Genomic DNA, 17,575 nt, shown 5'->3' with positions numbered 1-17,575 from the left:
TTGATTAATAAAGGTTAAAACGGTTTCTAAATTATTAATTATTATGATTAAAAGAAATTTATACTTAAAGTTTTAGTTGATAGAAAGTAGGATACTCAACCATAGTCGTGCGAGGCCCCTAATCCAACACTTAACACTTTGAGTTGCGGAGAGAGAGGGATTCGAACCCTCGATACCCTTTAGGGGTATACACACTTTCCAGGCGTGCTCCTTCAACCACTCGGACACCTCTCCCTAATCTTTGCGCTTCTCGCAGGGCAACAAATAAATCAATAATTATCTCATGATGCAAGCGCTATTCTGTTTTTGTAAGGCACAAAAAATCAGTTCATTTCGCCCCTAATTGGAGTTCTTAGGCATTTTTTTGCATCTCTGGTATTCGGGTATCTTGCCAACACGTACATCATTTTGGTAGTGGCCGCTTCAAAGGTAAGATCATGACCGCTCACTACACCTATCTTATCTAACTCACTGCTAGTCTCATACTTACCGTGCATCACCCGGCCACCATTACACTGCGATACGTTGAGAATAATTTTGCCTTGCTTTACACTTTCTCTGAGCAAGTCCAGAAACCACGGTTCTTGCGGCACATTACCGGAGCCATAACTTTCTAAAATGATACCTTTTACAGATTCGGCTAAAACGGTGTGTGCAACGGTAGATTCGTTGAGTCCGGGAAACAATTTGAGTACGGCTATGTGGGTATCCATTTCCGATTGGTATTGTATAAAGTCTTTTGCATAAGGTTTAAGGTAAGACCACTGATAATCGATGGAAATACCTGCCTCCGCCAGAATGGGATAGTTTTCGGACTCGAACGCATCGAAATGCTGACTTTCTACTTTTTTAGACCGATTACCGCGCAAAAGCACATGATTAAAAAAGATACACACTTCGGTAATGATTGGCTTGCCATCTTTTTTATCGGCTGCTATTTCCAAAGAGGTCACCAAATTTTCAGTAGCATCGGAACGCGGAGAAGCAATGGGCAACTGGGCTCCTGTGAATATCACGGGCTTGTTAACGCCTTCGAGCATAAAGCTCATAGCTGAAGCAGTATAGGCCATGGTGTCTGTGCCATGCAAAATCAGAAAAGCATCGAAGTGGTCGTAGTGTTCATAAACCAGTCCGGCCAAAAGTTGCCAATGTTCTACCTGCACATTGGATGAGTCGATTGGTTCGCTAAAACTCACTACCGATATATTAACCTGCAATTCCTTAATTACAGGTACTCTATTCAGTATCTGCTCAAAACCACAAGGTACCAGAGCTCCTTCTTCGTTCAAGTCCATTCCCAAGGTGCCCCCGGTATATATAAGGAGTATGTGTGCCTTAGGCTTTTGAGTAAACTCAAAGTGCTCTATGTTTTTTACTTTAATCATGGACTTGGAAAAGTTTTCGGGCGTTGGCTGTAGTTTGTTCTATCAGGTCGGTTAGGGACACTTGACGGTAATCGGCCAGTTTTTGGGCAATTACATTGAGGTATGACGGCTCGTTGCGCTTGCCCCTATAAGGTACCGGAGCCAAATATGGACTATCGGTTTCTAAAACAATTCTTTGGGCATCCAGCTCCGGCACTACTTTATCCATGCCTGCATTTTTAAAGGTTGAAACCCCTCCCAACCCAAGGTAAAAACCCATATCTACAATGCGTTGTGCTTGTTCAACCGTGCCGTTGAAACAATGAAACACACCAGTAAATTCTTGGTCTTTCATTGATTCCACCAGATCGATGGTCAAATCGAGAGATTCGCGGCAATGGATTATAATGGGTTTTTTAAGTTTTTTAGCCCAATCGGCCTGTATTTTGAACGCCTCTATTTGCTGATCTTTAAACGTTTTATCCCAGTAAAGATCGGTTCCAATTTCTCCAATCGCTACAAAGGGTCGCTTATTGATCCATTCTTCTACCACATAGAGTTCTTTCTCAAAATGCTTATTCACCGAACAGGGGTGCAATCCCATTGTGGCTATACAAAGGCTTGGGTTGCGATGCTCCAATTCCAACATGGCATCTATAGAGGTGTGGTCTATGTTGGGCATTATAATTTTTTGAACACCAACTTCTTGTGCCCTTTCTAACACCTCACTAATATCTTCTTTAAACTGCTCTGCGTATATATGGGCGTGAGTTTCTATCATTTCAGAACTTTCTTCCTTTCCAACTTACTTTACCGAAAATGAGAATTCTCAGCAACGCAAAAGTATCTAAAAGACTTATAAAAAAAGGTTCACCAAGCAATAGTTTAAACGCTCCTGCCGAACGATGGCTCACTTGTATATACTTGACCAGCGAGGCTCCATAGGCATAAAGAACTATAAAGAGTGCCACCTCTGGATGGAAGAAGAACATTAACAAAGCCACAGGAAGCCATAAGCGGGCAAAAAAAGCCGGTATGGCCAGCAGCCAATGATGAGTAAAGACCCCGTTCATCCACCGGCACCGCTGCACAATTATCTCTGTCCATGTGGCCTGGGGCAGTGTGTAGGCACTGCCCTGTCCATCGATGAGTTGTAGAGTAGAAAGCCCTGCTTTCTGAAAGCGCTGCAACAACCCTAAATCTTCCACATCGGTTGGGCCAAGTGCTCTGAATCCTCCAACCTGATCGTAGGCCGATCGTCTAAAGCCCATGTTATTGCCAAGTATGGATATAGGTCGAAAAGTATCGGCCATAGCCTTCATGCTGTGTAGCACTATCTGCCAATCGAAAGCCTGAATTTGTGCACGGAAGCTATGCGGATCTATACGGGTATAACCGCTTACTAATGGACTGTGTCCCAAGGCCGAAACCATGCTCCTTAGCCACCCCGGTCGGGCTTTCATATCTGCATCAAGAATTACAATATACTCATCATCGGTAGCATCAATGAGCTGATTGAGCACATTGGCCTTGGCTATAAGCCCATCTTTTTCATGAGTAATTTCGATCTCTTTAATAAAAGAATAACTACTTGTATAACCGGCTATTTTCTCTGCTGTGCCATCTTCGGAATTATCATTCCCTATCAGGAGTTGCATGTGCTCACGGGGATAGTCTTGGCGAATAAGAGACTCCAAACAACGATCGAGATTCAGCTCTTCATTTCTGGCACATATGAGCACCGACACATGAGGCCACTCGTTGGGCTGCTGAGAGACATTCTTAAATCGAGTACTAAAAAGTAAAGTCAGTACCAACTCAGTAAGTATGAGCACCAGATATACCAATGTAATCGCAACTATGAGCATCGTCATAGCGCTTTGAATTGATATCCGGCCTGCTTAAAGTAATCGATGTACTTGGGCAGCACCTTTTTGAGGTTTTTCTCTGCCTTCAGGTTGTCATGAAAAACCACAACAGATCCCTTTCGTGTAGCCTGAATTGACTTCGTAAGAATTGTTTCGGCACTGAGGGATTGATCATAGTCTTGCGTAAGCACATCCCACATCACCACTTTTTTTTCTTTAAGCAAAGGTTTGCGCTGAGCCCGCGTGAGTCTGCCGTAGGGTGGCCTAAACCATTTAGATGATACTTGCAGTTGCTGCATGGTTGCATCACAGGCCTGTACATCGGCCAAATAGGCACCTTTGGGGGTATTCTTACCGTTCAGATGGTGCTGGGTATGGTTGCCCACCGTGTGACCCTCACTTATAATTTGCCGGAAAATACTGCTATGCCTGGCAATATTTTCTCCCACACAAAAAAAGGTAGCGTTGGCCTCATGAGTTTTTAACTGTTCCAAAACCCACTCCGTAAGGCCGGGAATGGGACCATCGTCAAAGGTTAGATATATGTGTTTTTCCAACGTGTTTACCCTCCACAATAAGTTGGGGAAGGCATAGGGCGCAAGAAAGGGTGTTCTAAACGGAAGCATTGTTCACCTTACAAGATAGAAAGGTAAGATCGTCTGAAAAGGTCTTGCCGGCATTGAACGTATTGAGCTCGGTTAAAAGCTTCTTGTGCAGTTCTTCCAGCGGAGTGTCGTAGTTTTCTATGAGAAACGATTCCAGCCTTTCATTGCCAAACTCCTCTTCATTTTCATTAAAAGTTTCAGTGACACCATCGGTAAAAAGAAACAGCGAGAAGTGTTCCAAGTTTTCAACGCAGCCCATATCTATAAAAGGCAGTGGCTCAAAGGCTCCTAAAACCGTTGTTCCTGTGGTAAGACGCTCTATTTTGGGCTGCCCGTTCATGAGCAGTGGCGGATTGTGACCTGCATTTATGTAACGGAGGTTTTTCTTTTCATAATCGTAAACCGCCAAAAAGAAAGTAATGAAGTTCTCTCGATTGGCATTTACACAGAGCTGATAGTTTAACTCTTTTACCACATCTATGGGATTTTCGGCTGTGCGCGAAATGGTACGTAGCACTGCCTGAAAATTACTCATGAGTATGGCTGCAGGAATACCCTTACCGGAAACATCGGCTATACATACCACAAACTGATTTTCATGTTCGAGGGTAATGTAGTCGTAATAATCGCCCCCAACTGTTCTACAAGGCTGATAGTATGCCTCAATGTGAATTTTATCGGTGGCCGGAAGGTCTTTCGGAAAGAGATAATTCTGCACATTTTTGGCAATTTCCATATCGCGCTGAAAGGCCTGCTGTTCCAGTTGCTTTCTGGCCAACCGCTTATTCTCAATGGCCACAAGCATAATATTACTCAACGCCTGAATAAAGGTGGTATCTACATTAACTCCTTCTCCTTTAGACTTTATAAACACAAAAGCCAACAGCCTGTCTTTGTGCAGAACAGGGATAATGATTTCAAACTCATCGAAACAAGGCTGTTCTAAAGACACACTTTCAATAAACGTGGGTTTTCTCACCTGAAGGCAAGCCTCTCCCAAGGGGATTTTAGTGAAATCTTTGGTGGTTCCAAACTGCACTTTACACTCCCAATCTTCTTCCATTACAAACAGACAAAGTTTTTCCATTTGAAGGTTGGCCCGCAGGGTAAACTCATAAATTTTGTATAGATCTTCTTCGGGCAGGTTGTTGTTTACAGCCTGCGTAATTTCCAACAGGGCATTAACCTCCAGTTCTTTCTGGTAAAACTTGGTTTGTAAAGAGTCTTGCTTCATAAATTAGCGACCATTGTGAGCCAAAAGCCCCGTTTTTGTGGCCAGATAATAGTAGATTTTATATTCTTTTTCAAAGTTCAGCTGTTCTTCGAAAACCTCATCATTCATATTAAAAAAACACTTGATATAGCCTTTTTCGAGTAGGCTTTGCAAAGTAGCTTTTAATTCCTCCTCTTTAAGAGTGAGTTCTTCCAGCAAATATGTATATGGCTGAACGAAATAAAGCTCATCCATCACATCAAATTCAGCATCGGTCATTGTCATAGTTCAGGGTGAATAAGTTCTTCCCTTCCACTCAAATTTCCTAAAGTTAGCGGCAAGTCCAAAATAAATGGCATAGAAGGGATATACAATAAAGCAAAGGAGAAAATAAGGGAATGGAGTTTTGAAGGCGTATGCTTTACGTACTTTTCGTATAAACAGAAATTCTGCCAGAAGCTTGGCCAGAAGCACTCCCCACAACCAACTACTGGTGGAGTTGGTTAGCACCGGCAAAATAGGAATACTAAGTGTAGCACACTGAACCAGAACAATACCCAGAGCCGCCACTATGGTGTTTTTTCGTTTGTTCTCCTTCCACTTGCTAGCCCAACGTAAACGTTGTTCCCGAAAAACCTGCCAATTGGGAGCAGCAGCGGTAGTAACCAGCACCTCCGGCAAAGCACAAAACACTACGCCTTTGGGATGCTTCATCTGTACCTTTTGTAGCAACAGCTCATCATCACCCGAGGGAGTGGTATTTATATTATCAAAGCCTCCAACTTCATTGAAAGCAGCCTTCCTGTAAGCCAAATTGGCACCATTGGCCATGGATGGTTTCCCGTAATCGGTCATCACTTTAGTGGCACCAATCAGGGCGCTGAATTCTATGGACTGCATTTTTTGCCATAAGCACTCACCGGTTAGCATTACAGGACCCAAAACCATTTGCACCTGCCCTAGCCCAAATGGAGCTGCCACGGTCTTTAACCAATTAGAAGACATTGAGCAGTCTGCATCGGTAGTCACCACAATCTCATTTTTAGCCGCCTCAACGCCCTTCTCAATAGCTGCCTTCTTACCGGTTTGTTCATGGAGGTGAATCAAGCGAAACACACTGTTTTCAGCAGCACAGTAATTATTGAGCCACTCTGCTCCTGCATCGGTGGAGTGATCGTTTACAAAAATGACCTCGAAATCGGGATGACTCTGCTGCTCCAAACACTTGACCAAATGGGGCAGGTTGGCCACTTCATTCCTGAAGGGAACAATAAGACTTGTTGCCGGAGGCTTTGAACCTCCACTATATTTCGCATCTACCTTGCTCCAGTTTTTCAGAGCAAGTAAAACGAGTAAAATGTAGGTGGTAAGAATAAGCCCTATGGCCAGCATGCTGCAAGATTGCTAATCTGCCACAAATTAAAAACCTTCGGAAAAAACCGATTCCGTATATTGCCCTTGTGAAAGACAAGGCCGTTCAGGAGAAAATTGTTTTAGGAATAGATCCGGGCACAAGCGTGATGGGTTATGGCGTATTAAAGGTAGAAGGCAAAAAGCTTTCGTTACTCCAATTTGGCGTCATCCACCTGAAGAAATACGTTGGCCACGAACTCAAACTCAAGAAGATTTTTGAGAGAGTCACCTCTATTATCGAAGAGTTTCACCCCGATGAAGTGGCACTGGAAGCCCCTTTTTACGGCAAGAACGTGCAATCTATGCTCAAGCTCGGACGGGCGCAGGGTGTGGCTATGTCGGCTGCTCTGGCGCGGGAAATACCCATTACCGAATATGCCCCAAAAAAGGTTAAACAATCGGTCACGGGCAATGGCAATGCCTCTAAAGAGCAAGTAGCAGCTATGCTGCAGACCTTACTAAACATAAAGGAGCTACCCAAAATGCTCGATGCCACAGATGCACTTGCCGTGGCAGTTTGTCATCATTTCCAGAATGGTCAGGCCCAAACCCGTTCGGCCAGCTGGAAGAGCTTTATTAGCGAAAACCCGGGACGGGTGAAGTAAGACGCACCATCAAGTGGATGGACTAAAAAGACTCCAGATTGTATTGCATGTATTCGAGCACAACTATGGTGAGGTTATAAGTAAAGTGAGCCAACATGCCATATACTATTGTGCCATACCTTTGTCTTAACCATCCAAATACATAGCCCAAAGGTATTAACCACAAAAGACTTATGACGGAAAGGTGGGAAATTCCAAAAACTATGCTGGTTACCACCAGTGCCGCCTGAGTACCTGCCATAGCCTTCATATGGGTAAAGAAGAAGCCCCTAAAAGCCATTTCCTCAAAAATAGCAGGCACAACAGCCACAAATAAAAAGGCATAAGCAAATCCATAAATGGTATATTGAGGGAAATCCCACTCAATACCCAGCAAATTGAAGTTAATAAAATCGGCAAAATAGTGAACCAATACCGCAGCGGGGACCGCACAGATAAGAACCAGTCCAATCACCCCGGGGTCAATGGGTTTAAACCCTAGCTTCAATGCTTTCTTTCCACTCAGGTATGCAAACAATAATGTTTGTGCAATAAGGAGAATTTCTACAAACTCAAAATCCTCCTGCCATTGGTCGAGAATAGAAGTAGTCTGATAGACCACGAGTATTAGCAGCAAGCTGGAAACATACCAGATAATGATTCGAAGCTCTTTGGATTCTAATGGGCTTCTTTGACTGTCTTCTATTTCTTTTTTCTGACCACAGTGGCCACAAAAGCGAAAATCGTTAAAATGCTCTGCCCCACAATGCTGGCATGTAAGCAAAGGACCTATCGGAGCTCCGTTTGTCATGAAATGCCCAACTCTTTTAATTCAGCCTTCACCTTCTTCACTTCAAGCCCCGACTTTAACCCGCGAATGAGAAGACTAATGATGAGTATCTTCCAGACGATCCCTCTAAAAATTGCACCTTCCAACACAGCCTGAAGGAGTACAATTGTACCGTAAACGATCAAACCCGTGAGGCCGGCACCAAAAGGTTCTTTATCGCTCCAAATGGCCAAACCAAAGTAAACCATGGCCAAAACCGAAGAAGCAATGAGAGTTGCCATATCATCAGCAAAATAACCTAGTATTAGACCGGCCAAAATATTGAGCACTCCTAGCGCTATCAGTGTGTTTTTCGATTTCTTCACCTCCTTTTCAACTACATTCAAAAGCCTCTTTTTGGCATCGATGCGCCTCTGAAATTTAGCCTTTTCTTCCTCTGTTCCGTTTTGCGGATAACTACAATGCGAACAATAGGTAGCAGTATCATCTATGGTATTTTGGCAATTTGAGCAGACGTGGACTGCTTGGTCGAGCGTGGTATCTTGATTTTCCAAGTGAATAGTTTATTGTATCTAAATATGCTAATGTTCCTATTAAAAGAAAATTAAAACTAGGGTTACTTACTTAAGAGGCATGTTTTCATATTTTGCCATTTGTGGTAGCACAGCTTTTTGCTCGAGTAGTCTGTTTACATCTTTGTAATCTAAAGAAGTACCCCTAATTAGAATGTAATGATATACGAGGTTACAGCATTAAAAGAGAGGTTCTCAATCCTACTCTCCTTTTCTTAGCACTTCAAAAGTTCTTATAATCTCGTTGCCAGAATCATCGACCAATACTAACCTGTGTCTGCCGTTCTCCGGCTGCAAGGCCATTACGTGCTCCGACTGTGTGGACCCTAAGTATGTGCCATTGAGGTGCCAGTGTACTCTGGCCAACCGACTTTGATGGGTAGCCTCAAATATGACTTTACCAACCTCACCATCTTGTTCAACCGGCAAATAGAGCGATGCATTTTGCTCAGGATATATCATTTCCATAGACTTTAGTGCAGTCAGGTTTGTGCCGCAACCGGGCCAAAAAGGAGGCAAATCGGCATAGGTAGGATTCTTCATTTTGAAATAAAAGGCCTGTTTGGGAGGCAAAACAAACCAGGGTTTTGTAATTAACTGGTCGGTAGGAACACAACCCGCATTTACCTGATGGCTCTGTGCCTTGTTGAGATGAACGAGCCGATTGTATGGCGAAGCGGAGGTGCGCAAACCTACCTTTGGAATCCACACCGTATCTACCTGAGCCGAATATGGCGAAGCCAGATGTCCGCTTGGCCGGTCTATGGCTGCGAGAGTCATCTCGGCCACTGGCATTCGAAACCAGGTGGTTTCGGGCAGTCTATCGAAAATATCGAACATAATAGGAGCAGCAGCTTTAATGCCCGTAAGCCCGGGTCGGCCTTCGCCATCGGCATTACCCACCCACACGGCCACTACATATTCAGGGGTAATGCCAATGGCCCACCCATCGCGATACCCAAAGCTGGTTCCCGTTTTCCAGGCAATTTTGTGAGAACTGGAATACATTTTCCATGCTGCATCTTCTGCCGGCCTGTAAACTTCTAACATGGCCTGAAAGGTGAACCAAATGGAGGCGGCCGATAGATGAGGGCTTTCTGTTCTTATTTTGTCTGAGCCTGAAGTTGCTCTGTTATTACCAGCTGGTGAAGCTTCTAAGCCTGCAAAGGCCTGATGATTGGAGGCATAGCCAAGAGTGTTGAAATGGCTTAGCGTTCGGGCCATGCCGGCATAAATATTTGCTAAGTCCCAAAGTGTGCCTTCCGAGCCGCCAAGAATAAGTGAGAGACCGTAGTGCCCTGCCGGCTGAGTGAGTGTGGTCATGCCCAAATCCTTCAGTTTCTGATAAAATTTGGGATAACCGTATGTTTTAAGCATTTCTACTGCCGGCACATTGAGGGATCGTGCGATGGCCATATCGGCATGAACAGCACCATCGTAGGTTTTGGTGAAGTTCTGGGGAGCAAAGTCACCATAAAATACGGGGACATCGGGCACCAGGGTTTTAGGAAGAATTTGCCCTTCACTTAGCAAACTGGCGTAGAGCAATGGTTTTAACAAACTCCCTGTACTTCGAGGGGCCTGAATAACATCTACAAACTCCTGATGCTCCCTACCTGCACCTTCCACATTACCGGCATAGGCCAATACCTTGTTTTGGCGAACATCGAGTACCAAAGCAGCCGCATTGTTTATGCCATCGGTTTTTAGCAATTGGTGATGCGCCTTGAGTACACCCACCACACTCTTTTGCACATGCATGTCTATACCTGACTTTATCTGCCTGCCCGAGTACCCCCGCTTTACCAAAAAGTCTGTAAAATGAGCCGACCATTGTGGAAGCTCTTCCGGCTTTTCCGGCACAGGTTCGGCCAAAGCAAGCGAAAGATCGGTAGCCGATAGGTGACCTAATTGGTATAATCGTTCAAGCAATCGATCTCGCTTGGCCTTGAGCGGTCTGATACTTTTGCCGGGGTAAAGCATGGCAGGTTGATTGGGCAACACCGCAAGCAAAGCCGCCTCTGCCCATGAAAGGGTTTGGGGGCTGCGTTCAAAATAACGCCAGGCTGCCGCATTTAACCCTACTGTATTACCCCCAAATGGCGCATGTGCAGCATAGAGTTTTAAAAGTTCATGCTTGCTGTAGCGGAACTCTAACCGTGTGGCCAATATCATTTCCAGCATCTTCTCCCATACGGTTCGTTTTTTCCCTTTACGGTGTAGCCTCACAATTTGCATGGTGAGGGTGCTGCCTCCACTCACCACCCGGCCGGAAGTAATATTTTGTTGAATGGCCCGCCCCATGGCTAGCAAGTCTACGCCTGGGTGTTGGTAAAACCGCTGATCTTCGAAGGTAAGGAGTGCAGTAATGTACTTCTGAGGCAGTGAATCCAGCGGAGGAAAGCGCCACTGTCCATCATGAGCAATTCTCGCAGAAAGTAAGGCTCCATTTCTGTCGTTTACAACAGTGGCATAGGGGTCGTCAAACAGTTGCTCAGGCAAAGAGAAGTAGTAGATCATTCCTAAAAGAAGACCTACTACAAACAGCAACTTCTTATGCTTCCTGAGCCTTTTCAATGTTAATCTGGTTTTCAACTGCCGAATATGTTCAGTGCCTGATGGCTAATTCACCCGCTTTACTTCTACCCATCGTCCGGCTTTTCTCCCATAAATAGTATGATCATACATGGTCTCTGCATTGACAGACGGCAGGTAAAACTTACCGGTATAAGTGGCGTTTAGGTTTACCCTAAAGGTTTTTGATTCATTGGGTCTTAGGTCGAAGTAAGTATACACCCGGTCGTCTCGTATGTCTCGGTAGGTGTAGTTTCCTCCCTGAGAAGTTCCGGGTATTTCGTTCAGTCTATCGTTGAGTATTTCCCAGCCGGATGGGAACACCTGGCTTAAGGCAATATCTCTGTATATGCCACGGCTGCCCGGATTAGATACTTTTACTTCAGCATAAAAATCCGTTCCCTGTTCCATTTGAGACGGATCAATGGGGTTATTTCCTCGGTCGAAATAATTTACTTCTAAGCGAAGGCCCGAGCTACCATCTTTTTCTTCTCCCACAAGCGGCTGTCCTTGCTGTATGAGGTGGACAAACAGCATAGATTCTCCGGTATTACTAAGCTTCAACCTTCCACTCTGCTCATTGGCCGAAAGAACAATTTGCCTGATGGGTTTACTGGTAGCAATGCGCTGATTGCTGCCGGAATTGACCTGATACTCGGCTTGCAGACTCCTGCCAAAGGCATTGTTATTTATGCCTACGAACTTTATAATAGCCAACAAACTAAAAGCGGTCGTTTGAGTACTTAGCCATTGGTCTTCGGCCAGTTCGGAAGCCACAGAGCGCAGCAAGTCCATACCCTCCTGCTGCATACCCATTAGTCCCATGGCCTCCAGAATCATTGCATTATCGCGTAGTAGCGAACCATAGAAGTAATAGTCAGAGCGTTTGGAAGCAACTTTTGGCAACTTGCTCACCATTTCCTGGGCTACTTGTGGCTTACCGGCCAGGGCATAAGCAGCCGCCAATCTCCATTTGGCTTCCAGGCTCAGCCCTTCATCTTCTCTCAGTCTGTTCATGGCTCCAAGCTCCGGTGCCTGAGCTTTAGCAAGGGTATAAAGCCTATAGGCTTGTACAGCATCGTCATTATATCTTCCGTAGCGACTCCAACGCCTGGCTTGCTGACTTTGATAGGCCTTCCAGTTGGTAAGCAGAGTCGAAGGAATGCTATATCCTTTGTCTTTGGCTTCCAGTAAAAAGTGTCCGGCATAATTGGTTCCCCAATCATTGTTATCGCTGTTGCCCGGCCAATAGGCAAAGCCTCCATCGGCTGTCTGAAAACGGCCTATTTTCTCAATAGCATCGATCACATTTTTTCGAACTTCATTTTGCCTATGCGGTTCTAGCTCCATCACATCGTTTAAAAAGAGTTGAGGAAACACCGCTGAGGTGGTTTGTTCAATGCACCCATGGGGATAGCTAATCAAATATCCCAGTCTTTTCTCCAGGTTTATAGGCGGAATAACAGAAAGCTCAAGTGTTGTACGGTTCGTACCTTGAATGCCAATGGCTGTAAAACTCTGCTCCCAGCTCTCTCCGGGTTGCAATGCCGCCTGATAGAGATTGGTGCTCATGGGGTTAGGATTACGCACCTGAATTTCTATTGAATGTCTGGCCGTTTCTTTACCCGACTTTGCAAGTATTTCTATTCTGCCAACTCCAAGTTCCGGCTTTACCTCAAGGGCAAAATTGACTAACTCATCGCCCAGGCCGGAAAATCTAACTGTTTTGCTGGCTCCTTCTTTGAGCAGCAGTGGGCCACTCACTTTTAGCTCAACCTCTGCCTGCTTCACAAAATCTTCCAGAGCAAAGACACTCACAGGAAGTTGCAATTGTTCGCCCGGCCCCAAAACACGGGGCAAGGTACCTAACACCATGAGTGGCTTGCGCACAGGCGTGGCCTTTTCTGTGTGGCCATAGGCCCCGTTGCCTCCTGCCACAACCATGGTACGCACAGAACCCACATAGTTGGGCATGTCTATGCGGTGGGTAGCTGTTTTTCCTTTTTCCAACCGAAAGGGGCCCAGGTGTTTAACCACAGGTTTAAAGCGATTGGCTTTGGAATTTTCCGGCCTCATTCCGGAACCATCGCCTCCAAGAGCTAACATACGAGAAAGGTCTCCACTGTAGGCCCCAATTACGTGATCATAAACGTCCCAGCTCTTTACACCCAGAGCCTGACGCGCATAGAAGGTATGCCAGGGGTTTGGGGTTTGAAAGCGCGTAATATCGAGCAATCCCTCGTCTACCACCGCAATGGTGTATGTCATGGGCTTTCCGTTTGCTTCTTTCACATTTACCTCAAAAGACTCCTCAGGTTTGAGTACATCGGGCAAGGTGATCTGCGGATTCAGCACCGTTTGTTCGTTGGTTACCTGAATGGGTACTATACCGTATAAGCGCATGGGTAAATCATTTTGAGTCTGCGCATGCGGCTGCAATAGCGTGGCATTGACGTATACATTTGGAGCCATATCCGGGGTTACCTCAAAGCTGAATTCATTGGCTCCGCTTTTGGTTTCAAGCCAATGGGCATCTATTACACGACTGCCGTTTTCTATGCTCACTAAAGCCCGGCCTGTATTACTAGCCGGAATTCGGACCGTCACCTTTTCCCCAACTTTATACTCTTGTTTATCGGTAGAGAAATTGAGTAGCGAAGCCCCTCCCGGTCGCTGATTACTATCGGCCCACCCCGGCCAATCGAAGTAAGTGACCGAACCGGCTGAGTGACCCGATTTCGGGTCTCTCACTCTAATGTAGTATCTGCCCCACTCATCGTTCGGTATATTTAAATGAACCTGAGCCTTACCATTTTTGGTACTTATCAATTGGCGCTTGTATGGATTATCTTCGTTGCGACTTACATAGTAAGCCAGATTATCGCCCGAGCGATCCCACCACCAGCGCCATTGTAAGCGAAAGACCTCAAAAATGAGCTCCGAACGGTCTACGGGCCGACCATCCGCATCTACTGAAACTATTTCCAGCGTGTGGTCTCTCTGAGTAACCAACCTGCCTCTATAGTCACCTTCCGGCTTTTTTATTCCTACAAAGTGCGTGTAGGGATAGTATGGAACAGAAAACTGATCGATACTGAAATCTCCACCCGGCTCATAGACTTTACCACTAAAAGTAGCCATGAGCATGCCCGGAGCATTGGGCTGGCTAACCAAGCCAATGGGCACCTGTGCTTTACCTTCTGTGTCAATAAGGCCTTCAAAAATACGCTGCGTTTCGGGGTAGTATTCTCTGGCCTGGTCATCGAACATATAGTTTGGATATTTTTCAAATACGGTAGCCACAGGGTTAAGAAAAAGGTCGAATTCGGCTTTTAGGTTTTTGGCGGTAGCTCCCGTAAGCCAATTAACATGTAGGCGGGCGTTCACCTGCCTATCGGTCACTGTTAATTTTTCTTTGCCCAGATCGAAGTTGATTTTTAGTCGGTTAGGTTTAATGGTTTCTACTTTAACCCGCTTGGTAAAAGTGGAGCCACCCACCTGAACCCTGGCCAGCCAATTGCCTGTTGGGTCATCTTCATTGGTTTGTAACGGAAAGTGATAAAAGCCATTTACTGAACGATTGCTAACCTTTCGGTCTTTTACCTGTCCGGAGGGATCTATAAACTCAAGCACTACCGGATGGTCTTCAGGAAGTTGATGGGTCTTATCTTCTAGAATAAAGTTGAGGTAAATGGGATCTCCGGGCCGCCAAACGCCTCGTTCGCCATAAAGAAATCCTTGAATCCCTCTTTCTACCCGTGCTCCTCCAACATCGAAGTTGCTCACTGAAAGAGATGTTCCGTCAGTCAATTTCAGGTATCCTTTGTCTAAACCGCGAACAGCCTCCAACAAAAACGGCTTTCGCTGGGTTTGGAGTGCTGCCCGGCCCTTCTCATCGGTACGCAATACTTCTAATAATTCTTGTTGATAGTCGTATACCTTCAGTTCTACACCAGTTAGGGGCTGAGTGGTTTTAAGGTCGGTAACAAACACAGAAAGTTTCCGGTCGTTTCCCAACTTGGCCATAAGGCCGAGGTCTGATGCCAGTAAATTAGTTTTCACCATTCTGGCATTGGAGGCGTAATAAGTATCGTGACAAGGATTGTCACGTTCCCGCCAGTCATAATTCATTCCATAACTGTAGGTATAGTAGCTATCATACTCTCCTCCTCTTTCGGCCGAGTATGTCGCCCAGTTATCTTCGGGTATTTTTCCTTCCAGGTTTAGGTCTTCTATAGTTTGGCCGCAATTGTAAAGTGAAAATTCTTTTCTGATGTTCAGGCGCACCTGATAGATCCCTCCTTTTTCAGGAGTCATATATTCGGCTAAATCGAGTGTAAACCGATTCCATCGACTAAAGTCGGTGACTCCAGACTCATCGAGCATTATCACCTGATGTACAATGGGTTTACCCACTCTTCTCAATTGCTCATCACCATCCAGATTATTCACCTGCAAGAACTGAAGCACATTTGACTCATTGATTTTTATGACGGTAACCTCTACTGCTCTTAGGTTTACGGCATCGAAAGGAAGAATCAGCCCCTGGGTTCCCGGTAAAATAGAGCCCTGGCGGGTTAGCCGTATCTGCGGTTTTAATTGGCTAAAGTTTACTGCCTGCTGGTACCCTTTGGCCATCTTGAAATCGAGCCGATTGCGTATGCCCGCATATACCTGCACAAGCTTATCGCCATTCAAGTCGGTTGAAGGATAAACCTTTACTGAATTGCCTGAAACCACAAATTTGGGATTTGGGTCGTCCTCAAGAGTTATGAGGCCTGTAAGATCTTGTCTTTCGTTGAGCGGGTCTGAAAAGTGAAGGACTATATGCGAGTCTTCTCCTTTTTCCATGCGTGTACTTATCACCGAAAAATCATTGAGCGAAGGCACCTCAAGGTTTTCTTCACGATCTCTCCTCGCTCCAATGACCGACCCATCTACTTTAAATCGCACCGTTGAACTTTGCTCTTTGCGCTGAACAGAGGTTACATAGAAGCTGTGCTTCTTGCCTATGGTTCGGTCGAACTGCCAATGCACCGGCAAAGTATTTCCTTCTTGTTCAAAAGTTACTGCCTTTTGCAGGTTAAGAGTGTCAACCACATCGGCTGTAGTAAACTCTCCTTGAATAATTTGCTGCCTCATGGGTTCATCCTCATCGCTCACCAGACCGATAATGTTTAGATCATAATCCTGCTCAATAACAGCAAACTGAAATTCGAAAGGCTTCAATCCTTCTGCCTTGGCCAAACCAAGCCCCTCCAGTGATAGTCTGCCTACATACGACTTACCGTTTGGCAAAGGCGAAGATGGTTTGAACTCAACTACCCGAGGGGTTATCCAACGAAGCTCTCCTTTGAGTGAGGGAGTAAAGGAAAGAGCCAGTTTTTGTTGGCGATCGGGAGATATATCTTCGGCTAACTGAAGGGTAATGACCGATCGGCTCGATATTTTTCCTGAAGTATAGGCGGTTATTACCTGACTGTATTGCTGATCGGCTATCCGGTCATAGTCAGACGAAGTTTTTTTATTTTTCTGACAAGCATTAAAAACAACCAGAATTAGGAGAAACAAGAGCAGTGAGCTCATTATTTTTTTAATGTGCATTGGACTACGTTTAGGAGGATGATTACTGTTAATAAGATAGGCAAAAAAGCCTCACTGAATAAATAACTAGAATATTAGTTTTTATTGTGCATACACCCTTACCTCATTTCTTTTTTAGAACTTGGTAATACAATGTTGATATTTATAGCAGCCGTTGCGCTCTCCTTTGTGGTACTGATTATTGCCATGGTCATTCAAGACAGAAAGGCTCCTGCTGAGGCGGAGAAATTTATGGATGACAAAACAGAGAAGTTTCTAATGAGAATTCTACTTTCGGTCATTACATCCTTTGCCCTCTCTTCAAGTGCCAGTCTACCCGAAAACTCCGGACTTGGTGGGCTGTTGTGGCTTTTTGCACCTCCTTTTATTGGAGGCCTCACATTCTTCTTGTTTGTTCTGTTGCTAGCTTTCAACAAAAAGCTAAAAACAATCATCGGGTGGGTTTGTATTGGCGTCAACTTACTAACGGGACTTTATTTGCTGTTTTTGCCTTATTGAAGCAAATGCGAATAGTAAGCCTGGCGGATAGTGCACTGGTCTGTCTCAGGTATGTAACCTTGCCGAAGCTAAACACATCTAAGGTTCCAAAAGGTCTTATGAAAAACTCCATTCGAACACTATTTATGGCATTTATTCTTTTTTCAGTCTCCACGCTTTTGGCTCAGGACAAGGCGGCAAAAGATTATGTGGGACAATATATCTCCAGTACTGACCGGGGCTTTGACATTACGGTGAGTTTAAATAACGAAAATGTACTCATGGCTCAACCCTCAGACAAATCTCAGCCTCTAACAGAAATGGTTGAAGTGGCAGGAGACAAATATGAATTGAAGAACACGAAGGGGCTCCGTATTTCTTTCACTCGAAACAAAGAAGGCGTAGTGATTTCACTAACTTTTGAAGGAGGCAACCGAAAGTTTGAGGCTACCAAAAAAACCGAGTGATTTATCTCTGTCTTAGCGCTTAAACGGGCCAAGGGGTATGGAAA

14 protein-coding genes and 1 tRNA gene are annotated in these 17,575 nt (G+C 45.0%); 3 read left to right on the top strand and 12 right to left on the bottom strand.

Features of this window, described 5'->3' with window-relative positions:
• Positions 1-146: 146 nt before the first annotated feature.
• The 8 genes from IE164_RS11865 to IE164_RS11830 all read right to left on the bottom strand — a co-directional run bounded on the left by IE164_RS11865 (position 147) and on the right by IE164_RS11830 (position 6,442).
• Positions 147-234: transfer RNA gene (locus IE164_RS11865), tRNA-Ser, on the bottom strand.
• Between the two features lie 89 nt (positions 235-323).
• Positions 324-1,385 (bottom strand): asparaginase, encoded by a 1,062-nt coding sequence (locus tag IE164_RS11860; RefSeq protein ID WP_189630450.1) that lies wholly within the window; start codon positions 1,383-1,385, stop codon positions 324-326.
• Complete coding sequence (locus IE164_RS11855; protein WP_189630449.1) at positions 1,378-2,145, bottom strand: TatD family hydrolase; 768 nt, start codon at positions 2,143-2,145, stop codon at positions 1,378-1,380. Before IE164_RS11855 ends, IE164_RS11860 begins: the two co-directional genes overlap by 8 nt.
• A gap of 1 nt (position 2,146) precedes the next feature.
• The gene (locus IE164_RS11850; protein WP_189630448.1) at positions 2,147-3,232 is read right to left on the bottom strand and encodes a glycosyltransferase family 2 protein; all 1,086 of its coding nucleotides are present in this window, start codon (positions 3,230-3,232) and stop codon (positions 2,147-2,149) included.
• A gap of 2 nt (positions 3,233-3,234) precedes the next feature.
• The gene (locus IE164_RS11845) at positions 3,235-3,858 is read right to left on the bottom strand and encodes a polysaccharide deacetylase family protein (protein ID WP_189630447.1); all 624 of its coding nucleotides are present in this window, start codon (positions 3,856-3,858) and stop codon (positions 3,235-3,237) included.
• A complete protein-coding gene (locus tag IE164_RS11840; protein WP_189630446.1) occupies positions 3,845-5,071 on the bottom strand; it encodes a GAF domain-containing SpoIIE family protein phosphatase in 1,227 nt (408 codons plus the stop codon). The genes IE164_RS11845 and IE164_RS11840 overlap by 14 nt, the downstream gene beginning before the upstream one ends.
• A 3-nt stretch (positions 5,072-5,074) precedes the next feature.
• Complete coding sequence (locus tag IE164_RS11835; RefSeq protein WP_189630445.1) at positions 5,075-5,329, bottom strand: hypothetical protein; 255 nt, start codon at positions 5,327-5,329, stop codon at positions 5,075-5,077.
• Positions 5,330-5,338: 9 nt separating this feature from the next.
• Positions 5,339-6,442 carry a glycosyltransferase gene (locus IE164_RS11830; RefSeq protein ID WP_189630444.1) on the bottom strand — a complete coding sequence of 368 codons (1,104 nt, stop codon included), beginning with the start codon at positions 6,440-6,442 and terminating at the stop codon, positions 5,339-5,341.
• A 68-nt stretch (positions 6,443-6,510) separates the two neighbouring features.
• Between IE164_RS11830 and ruvC the strand changes: the two genes are divergently transcribed.
• Positions 6,511-7,068 (top strand): crossover junction endodeoxyribonuclease RuvC, encoded by a 558-nt coding sequence (gene ruvC / locus IE164_RS11825; RefSeq protein ID WP_370299173.1) that lies wholly within the window; start codon positions 6,511-6,513, stop codon positions 7,066-7,068.
• Between the two features lie 22 nt (positions 7,069-7,090).
• On the opposite strand, the gene IE164_RS11820 is transcribed toward ruvC, so the two are convergent.
• The 4 genes from IE164_RS11820 to IE164_RS11805 form a co-directional block, all read right to left on the bottom strand.
• A complete protein-coding gene (locus tag IE164_RS11820; protein WP_189630443.1) occupies positions 7,091-7,858 on the bottom strand; it encodes a CPBP family intramembrane glutamic endopeptidase in 768 nt (255 codons plus the stop codon).
• A complete protein-coding gene (locus IE164_RS11815; protein WP_189630442.1) occupies positions 7,855-8,391 on the bottom strand; it encodes a zinc-ribbon domain-containing protein in 537 nt (178 codons plus the stop codon). The genes IE164_RS11820 and IE164_RS11815 overlap by 4 nt, the downstream gene beginning before the upstream one ends.
• A 219-nt stretch (positions 8,392-8,610) precedes the next feature.
• Positions 8,611-10,986 carry a penicillin-binding protein 1C gene (gene pbpC / locus IE164_RS11810; RefSeq protein ID WP_229838647.1) on the bottom strand — a complete coding sequence of 792 codons (2,376 nt, stop codon included), beginning with the start codon at positions 10,984-10,986 and terminating at the stop codon, positions 8,611-8,613.
• A 45-nt stretch (positions 10,987-11,031) separates the two neighbouring features.
• Positions 11,032-16,587 carry an alpha-2-macroglobulin family protein gene (locus tag IE164_RS11805; protein ID WP_189630441.1) on the bottom strand — a complete coding sequence of 1,852 codons (5,556 nt, stop codon included), beginning with the start codon at positions 16,585-16,587 and terminating at the stop codon, positions 11,032-11,034.
• Between the two features lie 132 nt (positions 16,588-16,719).
• Here IE164_RS11805 and IE164_RS11800 point away from each other — a divergent pair, with 132 nt between their 5' ends.
• Together IE164_RS11800 and IE164_RS11795 are read left to right on the top strand one after the other, a co-directional pair.
• Complete coding sequence (locus IE164_RS11800) at positions 16,720-17,085, top strand: hypothetical protein (protein ID WP_189630440.1); 366 nt, start codon at positions 16,720-16,722, stop codon at positions 17,083-17,085.
• A 98-nt stretch (positions 17,086-17,183) separates the two neighbouring features.
• Positions 17,184-17,531 carry a hypothetical protein gene (locus IE164_RS11795; protein WP_189630439.1) on the top strand — a complete coding sequence of 116 codons (348 nt, stop codon included), beginning with the start codon at positions 17,184-17,186 and terminating at the stop codon, positions 17,529-17,531.
• Positions 17,532-17,575 lie beyond the last annotated feature (44 nt).

The sequence above is a fragment of the Roseivirga thermotolerans genome (assembly GCF_014653175.1).
GTDB classification, from domain to species: Bacteria; Bacteroidota; Bacteroidia; order Cytophagales; family Cyclobacteriaceae; genus Roseivirga; species Roseivirga thermotolerans.
The sequence above is the reverse complement of the archived record's forward strand: the minus strand, read 5'-3'. Positions and strand labels throughout refer to the sequence as shown.

Coding starts and splice junctions, on each gene's coding strand:
- IE164_RS11860 (WP_189630450.1), bottom strand. CDS start 1,385: ATGATTAAAGTAAAAAACATAGAGCACTTTGAGTTTACTCAAAAGCCT.
- IE164_RS11855 (WP_189630449.1), bottom strand. CDS start 2,145: ATGATAGAAACTCACGCCCATATATACGCAGAGCAGTTTAAAGAAGAT.
- IE164_RS11850 (WP_189630448.1), bottom strand. CDS start 3,232: ATGCTCATAGTTGCGATTACATTGGTATATCTGGTGCTCATACTTACT.
- IE164_RS11845 (WP_189630447.1), bottom strand. CDS start 3,858: ATGCTTCCGTTTAGAACACCCTTTCTTGCGCCCTATGCCTTCCCCAAC.
- IE164_RS11840 (WP_189630446.1), bottom strand. CDS start 5,071: ATGAAGCAAGACTCTTTACAAACCAAGTTTTACCAGAAAGAACTGGAG.
- IE164_RS11835 (WP_189630445.1), bottom strand. CDS start 5,329: ATGACCGATGCTGAATTTGATGTGATGGATGAGCTTTATTTCGTTCAG.
- IE164_RS11830 (WP_189630444.1), bottom strand. CDS start 6,442: ATGCTGGCCATAGGGCTTATTCTTACCACCTACATTTTACTCGTTTTA.
- IE164_RS11820 (WP_189630443.1), bottom strand. CDS start 7,858: ATGACAAACGGAGCTCCGATAGGTCCTTTGCTTACATGCCAGCATTGT.
- IE164_RS11805 (WP_189630441.1), bottom strand. CDS start 16,587: ATGCACATTAAAAAAATAATGAGCTCACTGCTCTTGTTTCTCCTAATT.
- IE164_RS11800 (WP_189630440.1), top strand. CDS start 16,720: ATGTTGATATTTATAGCAGCCGTTGCGCTCTCCTTTGTGGTACTGATT.
- IE164_RS11795 (WP_189630439.1), top strand. CDS start 17,184: ATGAAAAACTCCATTCGAACACTATTTATGGCATTTATTCTTTTTTCA.